This window comes from Microbacterium paraoxydans (assembly GCF_018224615.1).
Classification (GTDB): domain Bacteria; phylum Actinomycetota; class Actinomycetes; order Actinomycetales; family Microbacteriaceae; genus Microbacterium; species Microbacterium paraoxydans_B.
The window spans coordinates 248,665-259,425 of record NZ_JAGTUK010000003.1; the positions used below are offsets into that span (position 1 = coordinate 248,665).

Sequence of the window (10,761 nt, forward strand, 5' to 3'; positions counted from 1 at the left end):
GAGGAATGAGCATGAGACGTGTAGCGCCGATTCTCCTCGCCATCGCCGGGGCGACGGCGGTTCAGATGGCGTCGATCTTCCTGACGTGGCTGGGCTGGTTCGGCGGTGGCCCCCTGCTGTCCTCTCCGGCGGACATCCTGAACCGGATCGGATTCGGACTACCGGTGATCGTCGTCCTGTCTTCGGCGACGTGCATTCCGATGATCTTCATCGCTCGCTCGCGACGAGGGTCGCGGTCGGCTGTGGTCGTTGCGGCGATCTTCGCTTTCGTCCAGGCGGTTCTGTACTCCCTCCTGTTGTTCTGGCACCCGTTCCCGCCGTATCCGGGTCTGACGCTGTTCCTCCTCGTCGGTCTCTTTGCGGTGAACTTCCTCGTCATCCGGATGGCCCGAGAAGTAGCGAACGGTCCACCGGACACTTCGGACGCGGCTTCACCGGCCGACTGACGCGCCCCACCGTCCCGCACGGGAGCATGATGGAGACATCGACGAAGGGCGGGGTCATGGCGAAGCACTGGGTGGCGACGGCGGCGGGGTCTCCCGAGTCGTGGGAGTTCGAGGAGTACGAGCCCGCGGCGCCGCGCGAGGGCGAGGTCACGATCCGCGTCCGGGCTGCCGGGGTGAATCCGGCCGATGCCAAGCACGTCGCGGCAGCTCGCCCGGGGGTCGAGTTCCCGGTGCCGATCGGGTACGAGGTGTCGGGGGAGCTCGCGGCGATCGGCCCCGCGACCCGCATCGGCTCCGGTGAGGCCGAGGTCGGCGACGAGGTCGTGGCGTTCCGCGTGCAGGGCGGTTACGCGTCCGAGGTGACGGTGCCGGCGGCGAAGGTCTTCGCGAAGCCGACGACGCTCACACACCCCGAGGCCGCGAACCTCCTGCTCGTGGGCACGACCGCGGCAGAGATGCTCGCCGTGACCGGAGCCGCACCGGGGGAGACGATCCTGCTGCACGGGGCCTCAGGCGCGGTCGGCGTCAGCGTGCTGCAGCAGGCGCGGCTGCGCGACGTGCGGGTCATCGGCACGGCCAGCCCCGACCGCTTCGACGAGGTGCGACGCTTCGGCGGGCTCCCCGTCGCCTACGGCCCCGGCCTCGCGGACCGGGTGACCGCGCTGGCGGACGGCCCGATCGCTGCGGCGCTCGACGCTGTCGGCACCGACGAGGCGATCGACGTATCGCTCTCCCTGGTGCCCGACCGGAACCGGATCGTCACGATCGCCAACCCCACACGGGCCGCCGCCGACGGCTTCCTCGCGATCGCGGGGTCGATGCCCGACAGCGCCCGCTTCCGCGATGAGGTGCGCAGCGAGCTCATCGCGCTCGCGCAGGTCGGCGACCTGGTGGTGCCGCTCGCCCGCACGTTCCCGCTCGCCGAGGCACCGGCCGCCCACCGCCTGCTCGCCACGGGCCACCCCGGCGGCAAGCTCGCCCTGATTCCCGAGGACTAGTCGACCTCGCGCAGCAGCGACTCGACGATCACCACACCGTCGCCGTACTCGGCGTCGGCCGCGCGCTGGAGCGTGCCGTCGTCCCACGCGACCTGCAGCCACACGTACCCGCGGTCGGTGCCGACGAAGACCGCCGCGGGGCCGAGCCGCGCCGCGATGTCCTCCTGCACCGTGGTCAGCTCGCCCTCCGGGGTGCTGCCCGTCTTCCCGCCCGTCGGATCCTCCGGCGCCACCGGGTCGAACAGGGCGAGAAGGATCGGCGGATCCGTGACGGTGAGCCGCTCGCCGTCGAAGGTGCCGTACACCGCGTACGACCCCCACCGCGTGTCGCCCGCGCTCTCGCTGCCGTCGACGCCGTCCCACGTCCAGTCGTCGAGCGGTACGCCGGAGCACTGCGGTGGGTACGACTCCATGATCGCGCCGAGGCACAGCGCCGGTCCGCTCGCGCCGTCGATCACGGTGCCCGTCCCGATCACGCGGCCCTCCGGAGGGGTGGGGTGCGCGTCTTCCAGGCGCTGGTCGGAGGGCACGGTGGTGCTGGTCGGGGGAAGAGTCGCACGGGGCCCGACCGCGCACCCGCTCAGGGCGACCGCGGCGGTCAGGGTGGCGGCGACGAGGAGCAGGCCACGCGAGGAAGGGCTCATACCGATCAGTGTCCCGCGTCGGCCCATCGTCTCGGACCGGTCGAAACGGCCGCGGCGACCCTGCTAGCATGACCACATGCCTTTCGGCGGTCTGCTTCTTCTTAGCTGCCGCGACGAGTCCTGACACTAGGGCCTTCCTCGTCGCGGCGCTTGTGTTGGCCCGTTCATTTCGACGAAGAGAAGTAGCCCATCATGCAGAACACTCAGCGCCCGTCCGCAATGCCGACCCACAAGTACCGGCCCTTCCACGAGCAGATCACCGTCCACCTGCCCGACCGCACGTGGCCCGACGCCCGCATCACCGAGGCCCCGCGCTGGTGTGCGGTCGACCTCCGCGACGGGAACCAGGCCCTGATCGACCCGATGTCCCCCGAGCGCAAGCGCGTCATGTTCGAGCTTCTCGTGAGCATGGGGTACAAGGAGATCGAGGTCGGGTTCCCCTCCGCCAGCCAGACCGACTTCGACTTCGTGCGTCAGCTCATCGAGGAGAACCTGATCCCCGACGACGTCACGATCCAGGTGCTGACCCAGGCGCGTGAGCACCTGATCGCCCGCACGTACGAGGCCATCGCGGGGGCGAAGCAGGCCATCGTCCACCTCTACAACTCCACGAGCGTGCTGCAGCGCGAGGTCGTGTTCCGCACCGACAAGCAGGGCATCATCGACATCGCCCTCGAGGGTGCCCGCCTGTGCCGGCAGTTCGAGAAGACGATCCCCGACACGCAGGTGTACTACGAGTACTCGCCCGAGAGCTACACGGGCACCGAGCTCGAGTTCGCGGTCGATGTCTGCAACCAGGTCATCGAGGTGTTCGAGCCGACCCCCGACCGCAAGGTGATCATCAACCTGCCGGCCACGGTGGAGATGGCGACGCCGAACATCTACGCCGACTCGATCGAGTGGATGAGCCGCCACCTCGCCCACCGCGAGAACGTGATCCTGTCGCTGCACCCGCACAACGACCGCGGCACCGCGATCGCCGCGGCCGAGCTGGGCTACATGGCCGGCGCCGACCGCATCGAGGGCTGCCTGTTCGGCAACGGCGAGCGCACGGGCAACGTCGACCTGGTGGCGCTGGGCATCAACATGTTCACGCAGGGCATCGACCCGCAGATCGACTTCAGCGACATCGACCAGGTCAAGCGCACGGTCGAGTACTGCAACCAGCTGCCCGTGCCGGAGCGGAGCCCGTGGGCGGGCGACCTGGTCTTCACGGCGTTCAGCGGCTCGCACCAGGACGCGATCAAGAAGGGCTTCGAGGCGATGGCCGCGAAGGCCGAGGCGCAGGGTGTCACGGTCGACGAGATCGAGTGGGCCGTGCCGTACCTGCCGGTCGACCCGAAGGACCTGGGCCGCTCGTACGAGGCCGTCATCCGCGTGAACTCCCAGTCGGGCAAGGGGGGCGTGGCCTACCTGCTGAAGTCCGACCACGCGATCGACCTGCCGCGCAAGCTCCAGATTGAGTTCTCCGGCGTGGTGCAGGCCAAGACGGATGCCGAGGGCGGCGAGGTCACGAGCGAGCAGATCTGGTCGATCTTCACCGACGAGTACCTGCCGGCGACCGACACCGAGGCGAAGTGGGGCCGGTTCGAGTTGCTCGCCACGCAGACCCGTAGCGACATGTCGGGTGACGTGGTGCTCGACGTGGTGCTACGCGACGACGACCAGCAGGTCGCGGTGTCCGGCAACGGCAACGGCCCGGTGGCGGCGTTCGTCGAGGTGCTGCGCGGGCAGGGCTTCGACATCACGGTGTACGACTACGTCGAGCACGCTCTCAGCGCCGGCGGTGACGCGCAGGCCGCGGCCTACGTCGAGCTGCAGGTGGGCGACCAGCGCCTGTGGGGTGTCGGCATCGACGGCGACATCTCCACCGCATCGCTCAAGGCGATCGTGTCGGGCGTGAACCGTTCGATCCGCAGCCGTCAGCGGGAGCTCGCGGCGGTCTGAGTTCGCATCGCGGAAGCGGCCGGGTCCTCGGGGCCCGGCCGCTTCCGTGTGTTCAGCGGGTGATCACACCCACTGCACCAGTTGCCAGATGAGGCCGTTGGGGTCGGCGAACTGGCAGTAGCGCTCACCCCAGGGTTCCGTCTCCGGCGGGGTGACGACGCGTGCACCGGCCTCCGCGATGCGGGCGAAGTCGGTGTCGATGTCGTCCACGACGAACACGAGCAGGGTGCCTTGACCGGCCGATCCGGCGATCTCGTGCGGGCGGAACGTCGGCAGTCCCGTCTGCAGGAAGATCAGGTTGGGCGGGGTTCCGGGGTGCTCGAGCGAGACGAAGCCCTCGGCGGACATCGCCTCGGTGAACCCGAAGTGCGTCGTGGCGAAGTGGGCGGAGGCGGCGACGTCGGGGACGTTGAGCGAGAGGGCGGTCTGGGTGATGTTCATGGGTCTCCTGTCCTAAACAACGTACAACGTACAGTGTTAAGCGGGCCGACGGCTAGGCTATTCCCGATGGCGAAGAATCTGGTCGATCTGCTGTGGCGCGACAGTGCCGCCGCCACCTCGTCGCGCCGCGGACCGCGGGCCCGCCACTCGACCGACGACGTCGTGGCGCGCGCGATCGAACTGGCCGACGCCGACGGTCTCGCCGCCGTCACCATCCGGGCGCTGGCCCAGGCACTGGGCCTCACACCGATGTCGATCTACACGCACGTCAACAGCCGGGCCGATCTGCTCGTGTTGATGGCCGATGCGGTCCACGGGCAGCCCGCATCGCCGGGTGAAACCGCTGACTGGCGGGCGCGAGTCCGCCTCCTCGCCGCGGACAACCTCGCCCTGTATCGCGCGCACCCCTGGCTGCTCGATGTGCACGACCCGCGCACCGCCCTCGGGCCCGGCACGATCGCGGCGTACGACCGCGAGCTCCGCGCCTTCGACGGGCTCGGCCTCGACCCCGTGCAGCGCGACGCGGCCCTGACGTTCGTGCGGGAGTTCGCCCGGTCCGCGGCCGCGCGGCTGCGCGAGGCCGCCGAGGCGGAGGAGTTCGCACCGATCTGGTCCGACGCGGCTCCGCGGCTCGCGCGCTACCTCGGCGACGACTTCCCGCTGGCGCAGGAGGTGGGACGGGCCGCGGGTGAGGCCATGGGTGGTCCGTCCGATCCCGAGGCGGCCTGGGAGTTCGGGCTCGCCCGCGTGCTCGACGGCTTGGCCGGACTCGTCGAGCCCGGCGTCGCGCCGCGGTGATCAGTCCTTCGGCTTGACGATCGCGATTGCGCCGGTCTCGGCGGCCACCTTGCGCCGGTACAGCCGCCGCTGCTCCGGGAGGGAGACGTCGAACGTGACCGCGAGGATCCGGATCACCGCCGTCACCACGATGCCGATGATCGCGGCCAGCGTGATCGGCATGCCGACCGCGTTCGCGATCACGATGAACGTGCACCCCGCCGCGGCCGCGACCGCGTAGAGCGAGCCGACGTGCATGATCGCGGTCGGCAGACCCATCAGCATGTCGCGCAGCACGCTGCCGCCCACCGCGGCGCACACCCCGATGAACACCGCGGGCACCTCGGGGATGCCGAACGCCAGCGCCTTGCTCGTGCCGAAGGCGCCGAACATCCCGATCACCACGGCGTCGAGCACGACGATCGCGGTGTTCAGGCGGGTGAAGAGCCCCGCCAGCAGCATGCCGAGCAGGGCGGCGCCGGCCGCGGTCACCAGGTACCACTGGTTCTGGAGCGTTGCGGGGGTCTGCCCGAGCAGGATGTCGCGGATGAGACCGCCGCCCATGCCGATCATGATCCCGATGATCGCGACGCCGAGCCAGTCGAGCCGCCGCTGCCCCTGGAACCCGGCGGCGAACATGGCCCCCTGCACCCCGCCGAGCCCGACGCCGAGAAGGTCCGCCCACAGCGGAATGGTGAAGAGCGGTTCGGTCACGCGTCCATTGTCCCGCACGGAGGATAATCGGTAGGTGCCCACCTACCGAGACGAAGCGGTGATCCTGCGCACCCACAAACTGGGTGAGGCGGATCGCATCGTCACGATGCTGTCGCGCCGCCACGGCAAGGTGCGCGCGGTCGCGAAGGGGGTGCGCCGCACGTCGTCGAAGTTCGGCTCGCGGCTCGAGCCGTTCATGGTCGCCGACGTGCAGCTGTACGAGGGGCGCTCGCTCGACATCGTGCAGCAGGCGGAGTCGCTCGGCTCGTACGGCACCGACATCGCGGCGCACTACGACCGGTTCACCGCGGCCAACGCCATGGTCGAGACCGCCGACCGCCTGAGCGACGCCGAGGCGACACCCGAGCAGTATCTGCTGCTCGTGGGCGGTCTGCGGGCGCTGTCGCGCGGCGAGCACGTTCCGCGCAGCATCCTCGACTCGTACCTGCTGCGGGTGATGTCGCTGTCGGGGTGGGCGCCGTCGCTCGACGACTGCGCCCGCTGCGGCGCCCCCGGCCCGCACACCGTGTTCGTGGCGCAGCTCGGCGGGCTCGTGTGCCACGCCGACGCTCCCGCGGGCAGTCCGCGCATCGCCGAGAAGACCCTGGCGCTGCTGCGCGCGCTCATCCGCGGCGACTGGGACGTCATCGACGCCGCCCCGCACGCCGACACCGCGGCCGCCTCCGGACTCGTCGCGGCCTATGCCCAGTGGCACCTGGAGCGCGGAATCCGCTCTCTCGCGCACGTCACGACCACCCCGGGAGAAGGAGCACGGTGAGCCCGAAGCCCTACACGCACAAGGACGCCGTGGCCTACCGGCCGCTCGACTGGACCGGGGTGTATCCGCCTCAGTTCCCCGCGGTGCCCGAGCACGTCGCGATCGTCATGGACGGCAACGGCCGCTGGGCGAACCGGCGGGGGCTCAACCGCATCGAGGGGCACAAGGCGGGGGAGGAGGTGCTGCTCGACGTGGTCGCCGGGGCGATCCAGGCCGGGGTGAAGCACCTCTCCGTGTATGCCTTCTCGACCGAGAACTGGGCCCGCTCGCCCGAGGAGGTGCGCTTCCTCATGGGCTACAACCGCGATGTGCTGCACCGCCGCCGCGACCAGCTCAACGAATGGGGTGTGCGAGTGCGCTGGGCCGGACGCAAGCCGCGGTTGTGGGGCAGCGTGATCAAGGAGCTGCAGTACGCCGAGCAGCTGACGCGCGGCAACGACGTGCTGACCCTGACCATGTGCGTGAACTACGGCGGCCGCGTGGAGCTCGTCGACGCCATGCGCGGCATCGCGAGCGAGGTGGCGGCCGGGCGGATGAAGCCCAACGCGATCACCGAGAAGAGCATCCGCCGTCACCTCTATGTGCCCGACATGCCCGATGTCGACCTGTTCCTGCGCAGCTCGGGGGAGCAGCGCACGTCGAACTTCCTGCTGTGGGAGTCGGCCTACGCGGAGATGGTGTTCCTCGACACGCTGTGGCCCGACTTCTCCCGCGAGGAGCTGTGGCGCGCGATCGGGATCTACCTGTCGCGCGACCGCCGCTTCGGCGGGGCCGTCGACACACCCGACGCCTCGGCCTGAGCGCGCAGCCACCGCTCGGCCTCGCGCGGATGCGTCAGCCGCACGATCGTGAGGTGGGGGAAGCGCTCCTGCACCGCGGGGAAGCGCTCGGACCAGGTTCGCAGCGTCTTCGTCTGCCAGGCCAGGATGTTCGCCTCCGGATCGCTCCGCACGAGGTTCCAGATCGGCTTCTCGACGTTGCCGTTCCACATCCGGGTGCGGAGGATGCTGCGGCTGAGGGTGCGACGGACCAGGCGGCCTCGCACCACGCGGTACGGGTAGTCGAGCCAGACCGCGAGTTCTGCGCGCGGCGTCAGGATCTCATCGGTGCCCTTGCTGGTGTACTGCCACTCGGTGACCCAGCGGTCCTCGGCCGCGAACGCGCGCACGTCGTCGAGGAAAGCGGGCCGCGGCGTCCAGTTCGGCCCGTGGAACAGGGCGTCGATCTCCACGTGACGCAGCTCCCACAGCTCGCCGAGTCGGCGCGCCAGCGTGGTCTTGCCCGACCCGGTGACCCCCGCCACGAGCACGCGTCGCGGCCGGAACGGCAACGGTTCATCGGCGGAGAGCATCCGAGCATCCTATCGAGCACGGAATAGCCCAGGAGTGCATGCGGTTGGATGAGTATGTGACTGAACCCATCTCCATCGACATCTGGTCCGACATCGCCTGCCCCTGGTGCTACATCGGCAAGCGCAACCTCGAGAAGGGTCTGGAGGCGGTCTCCGCCGACGAGGACGCCCCCCAGGTCACCGTCACGTTCCACTCGTTCGAGCTCTCGCCCGACACGCCGGTCGACTTCCACGGCGACGAGGTGGACTTCCTCGCCGGTCACAAGGGCATGCCGCGCGAGCAGGTCGAGCAGATGCTGTCGCACGTCACGGGCGTCGCGGCCGATGCGGGCCTGGAGTATCGCTTCGACCTGCTGCAGCACACCAACACCGTGAAGGCGCATGAGCTGCTGCACTTCGCCAAGGCCGAGGGCCGCCAGCACGAAATGGAGGAGCGGCTGATGTCGGCGTACTTCACCGAGGGCAAGCACGTCGGTCGCATCGACGACCTCGTGGAGCTGGCCGCCGAGGTCGGGCTCGACGCCGATCGGGCCCGCGCCGCGCTGGAGAGCGAGCAGTACCTTCCGGCCGTGCGCCAGGATCAGGCGCAGGCGCGCGCCTACGGCATCCAGGGCGTTCCGTTCTTCGTGGTGGACGGGCAGTACGGCATCAGCGGCGCCCAGCCGCCGGCGGCGTTCGAGAACGTGCTGCGCGACCTGTGGGCCAAGCGCGGCGAGGGCGTCGAGGCCTGACAGCCCGAGCCGAGAGCGAGAGAACGGCGGGGATCCCGAGCGGGTCCCCGCCGTTCGCTCTGTCCCGTCAGACCCGCTGCTGGCGCGGGGCCAGGGGCAGTGGCTCCATGGGCTGGTCGTTCGCGGTCAGATCGATGCCGAGGTCCTTCGCGTAGACGACCCGCGACGCGATGCTCACCTGGTCGCCGCTCTCGGTCAGCTCGAACACGCGTCCGCCGCGCAGCCGGTTGCGCTCCGCCCCGTCCAGCCCGTATGCGCCGAAGCCGGTGCCCGGGGCGTAGCCGAGCAGCACGCCGTAGTAGTTGCCCATGTAGTCGTTGACGTGGTCGTGCCCGACGAACACCCCCTTCACGTCGCCGCGCTCGACGATGGCGTTGAACATGCCCGAGTTGAACGGACCGGGGCACTCGTCCTCGTTGCGCTCCCCGACGATCCCGTGGCGCGCGCGACCGCGGGCGGCGTCCGCCTCCGTGCGCGTGTCCACGCCGCCCCACCACATGAAGCGGTGCTCCCACAGGGCGATGTGGAGGAACATGAGGCCGGGCACCTTGCGGCCGAGACGCTGTTCGAGCCGCTGCGACTGGTCGCGGTACCAGGCCACCTGGTCCATGCGCACCCAGTCCCACGTGGGGTAGCCGGCGAAGTCCTGGCCGGCGAGCGCATCCGGCGCGTAGCGCCCGGAGTCGAGCAGCCACAGGGCGAAAGCCTCGCGGTTCTTCTTCGCGGCGGAGCCGATCGTCAGGAGCGTGTTGCTGGTGCCGGTCACGCCCCGGGTGTTCTCCGCGTTCACGTTGTACTCGTAGGAGCGGTAGATCTTCAGCATCCCCGCCTCGTCGACGCCCGACTGGGGGAGCGAGTCCTCGTCGTGGTTGCCGTAGGTCACCGCCCACGGAATGCCGCGCGACTCCATCGGCCACACGACGTTGTTGATGGCCTGCTTCACGGCGAGACGAGTCTCGCATCCGCCGGTGATGACGTCGCCGTTGATCACCACGACGTCCGGCTGCTCCTGGTCGAGCACCTTCTCGATCAGCTCGACCGTGCGGCGGTCGGTCTGCTCGTCGTCCTGCGTGTCGTTGAACTGCACCACCTTGAAGGTCCCGTCGGGGCGGAAGCGCAGTCCGCGCGCGGCCTTCGCGGTCGAGGCCGCCACGGTCGTGTCGGCGGCTGCGGCGGCGGTGCCGAGCGGCAGGGCGGAGCCGAGGGCGCCGAGCGCTCCGGCGGTGAGGACGGTTCGCCGGCTGATCGGCAGTCGGTCGGGCATGCGGTGTCTCCTTCATCTGCGGCGGGTGGGGCCGCAGGGGAGACTAGGGGCGCCAGATGGCGTGGGTCTGACGAACGCGTGAACTCCGCGGCCGTTCGGGCGCCGTGACGAGGCGGCGCCCGGTGGCGCGCAGGTGAACGACGGTGCGAGTGGTCAGTGGGTCAGGGCGGCCTCGATCGCCTCGACGATCTCGGGCGCGTCCGGCTTCTGCTTCGGACGGAAGCGCAGCACCTCGCCGTCGGGCAGCACCAGGAACTTCTCGAAGTTCCACTCCACGCGTCCGGCCTTGCCGCCCGCGTCGGGAGTCTGCTTGAGCGCCTTGTACAGCTCGGCGGCGTTCCGGCCGTTGACCTTGACCTTGTCGTTGACCGGGAAGGTGACGCCATAGGTGGTCGAGCAGAACTCGAGGATCTCGTCGACCGAGCCGGGCTCCTGACCGAAGAACTGGTTGCACGGGAAGCCCACGACCGTGAAGCCGCGGTCGCCGAAACGACGCTGCAGTTCCTCCAGCTGCTCGTACTGGGGGGTGAGCCCGCACTTCGATGCCACGTTCACCACCATCACCACATCGGCACCAAGGTCGTCGAGGGTCTTCTCCTGACCCTGGGCGTCGGTGAACGGGATCGAGCGGAGCGTGGAATCGGTCATACGCACAGCTTAAGTCGCCGCA

Annotated in this window: 13 protein-coding genes; 7 read left to right on the plus strand and 6 right to left on the minus strand. The window is 69.8% G+C overall.

Features of this window, described 5'->3' with window-relative positions:
- Positions 1-5: 5 nt before the first annotated feature.
- Complete coding sequence (locus tag KE274_RS11345; RefSeq protein ID WP_211543835.1) at positions 6-446, plus strand: hypothetical protein; 441 nt, start codon at positions 6-8, stop codon at positions 444-446.
- 56 nt (positions 447-502) lie between these two features.
- The gene (locus KE274_RS11350; protein WP_211543837.1) at positions 503-1,444 is read left to right on the plus strand and encodes a quinone oxidoreductase family protein; all 942 of its coding nucleotides are present in this window, start codon (positions 503-505) and stop codon (positions 1,442-1,444) included.
- Here the strand turns inward: KE274_RS11350 and KE274_RS11355 are convergent.
- Entirely contained in the window at positions 1,441-2,088 is a 648-nt protein-coding gene (locus KE274_RS11355; protein WP_211543839.1) for a hypothetical protein, read from the minus strand. The two genes, KE274_RS11350 and KE274_RS11355, sit on opposite strands and share 4 nt — an antisense overlap.
- 192 nt (positions 2,089-2,280) lie before the next feature.
- On the opposite strand from KE274_RS11355, the gene leuA reads away from it, so the two are divergent.
- Entirely contained in the window at positions 2,281-4,035 is a 1,755-nt protein-coding gene (gene leuA, locus KE274_RS11360) for a 2-isopropylmalate synthase (protein WP_211543841.1), read from the plus strand.
- 63 nt (positions 4,036-4,098) lie between these two features.
- On the opposite strand, the gene KE274_RS11365 is transcribed toward leuA, so the two are convergent.
- A complete protein-coding gene (locus tag KE274_RS11365; protein WP_211543842.1) occupies positions 4,099-4,476 on the minus strand; it encodes a VOC family protein in 378 nt (125 codons plus the stop codon).
- A 66-nt stretch (positions 4,477-4,542) separates the two neighbouring features.
- On the opposite strand from KE274_RS11365, the gene KE274_RS11370 reads away from it, so the two are divergent.
- A complete protein-coding gene (locus KE274_RS11370; protein ID WP_211543844.1) occupies positions 4,543-5,274 on the plus strand; it encodes a TetR/AcrR family transcriptional regulator in 732 nt (243 codons plus the stop codon).
- Here KE274_RS11370 and KE274_RS11375 read toward each other — a convergent pair whose 3' ends face one another.
- Entirely contained in the window at positions 5,275-5,967 is a 693-nt protein-coding gene (locus KE274_RS11375) for a trimeric intracellular cation channel family protein (protein WP_211543846.1), read from the minus strand.
- 34 nt (positions 5,968-6,001) lie between these two features.
- On the opposite strand from KE274_RS11375, the gene recO reads away from it, so the two are divergent.
- A complete protein-coding gene (gene recO, locus KE274_RS11380; RefSeq protein WP_211543848.1) occupies positions 6,002-6,745 on the plus strand; it encodes a DNA repair protein RecO in 744 nt (247 codons plus the stop codon).
- Positions 6,742-7,545, plus strand: a complete 804-nt coding sequence (locus tag KE274_RS11385) for an isoprenyl transferase (protein ID WP_211543850.1) — start codon at positions 6,742-6,744, stop codon at positions 7,543-7,545. Before recO ends, KE274_RS11385 begins: the two co-directional genes overlap by 4 nt.
- Here the strand turns inward: KE274_RS11385 and KE274_RS11390 are convergent.
- Positions 7,485-8,096 (minus strand): AAA family ATPase, encoded by a 612-nt coding sequence (locus KE274_RS11390; protein WP_211543852.1) that lies wholly within the window; start codon positions 8,094-8,096, stop codon positions 7,485-7,487. The genes KE274_RS11385 and KE274_RS11390 overlap by 61 nt on opposite strands.
- A 56-nt stretch (positions 8,097-8,152) precedes the next feature.
- On the opposite strand from KE274_RS11390, the gene KE274_RS11395 reads away from it, so the two are divergent.
- Positions 8,153-8,827, plus strand: a complete 675-nt coding sequence (locus tag KE274_RS11395; protein ID WP_211543854.1) for a DsbA family oxidoreductase — start codon at positions 8,153-8,155, stop codon at positions 8,825-8,827.
- A gap of 67 nt (positions 8,828-8,894) precedes the next feature.
- Here KE274_RS11395 and KE274_RS11400 read toward each other — a convergent pair whose 3' ends face one another.
- Together KE274_RS11400 and KE274_RS11405 are read right to left on the minus strand one after the other, a co-directional pair.
- Positions 8,895-10,091, minus strand: a complete 1,197-nt coding sequence (locus KE274_RS11400; RefSeq protein ID WP_211543856.1) for a metallophosphoesterase family protein — start codon at positions 10,089-10,091, stop codon at positions 8,895-8,897.
- A gap of 153 nt (positions 10,092-10,244) precedes the next feature.
- Entirely contained in the window at positions 10,245-10,739 is a 495-nt protein-coding gene (locus KE274_RS11405; protein ID WP_211543857.1) for a glutathione peroxidase, read from the minus strand.
- Between the last annotated feature and the right edge of the window lie 22 nt (positions 10,740-10,761).

What these genes read in the sequence shown, in the direction of transcription:
- KE274_RS11345 (WP_211543835.1), top strand. Translation starts at nt 6, where the DNA reads ATGAGCATGAGACGTGTAGCGCCGATTCTCCTCGCCATCGCCGGGGCG.
- KE274_RS11350 (WP_211543837.1), top strand. Translation starts at nt 503, where the DNA reads ATGGCGAAGCACTGGGTGGCGACGGCGGCGGGGTCTCCCGAGTCGTGG.
- KE274_RS11355 (WP_211543839.1), bottom strand. Translation starts at nt 2,088, where the DNA reads ATGAGCCCTTCCTCGCGTGGCCTGCTCCTCGTCGCCGCCACCCTGACC.
- leuA (WP_211543841.1), top strand. Translation starts at nt 2,281, where the DNA reads ATGCAGAACACTCAGCGCCCGTCCGCAATGCCGACCCACAAGTACCGG.
- KE274_RS11365 (WP_211543842.1), bottom strand. Translation starts at nt 4,476, where the DNA reads ATGAACATCACCCAGACCGCCCTCTCGCTCAACGTCCCCGACGTCGCC.
- KE274_RS11370 (WP_211543844.1), top strand. Translation starts at nt 4,543, where the DNA reads ATGGCGAAGAATCTGGTCGATCTGCTGTGGCGCGACAGTGCCGCCGCC.
- KE274_RS11390 (WP_211543852.1), bottom strand. Translation starts at nt 8,096, where the DNA reads ATGCTCTCCGCCGATGAACCGTTGCCGTTCCGGCCGCGACGCGTGCTC.
- KE274_RS11400 (WP_211543856.1), bottom strand. Translation starts at nt 10,091, where the DNA reads ATGCCCGACCGACTGCCGATCAGCCGGCGAACCGTCCTCACCGCCGGA.
- KE274_RS11405 (WP_211543857.1), bottom strand. Translation starts at nt 10,739, where the DNA reads ATGACCGATTCCACGCTCCGCTCGATCCCGTTCACCGACGCCCAGGGT.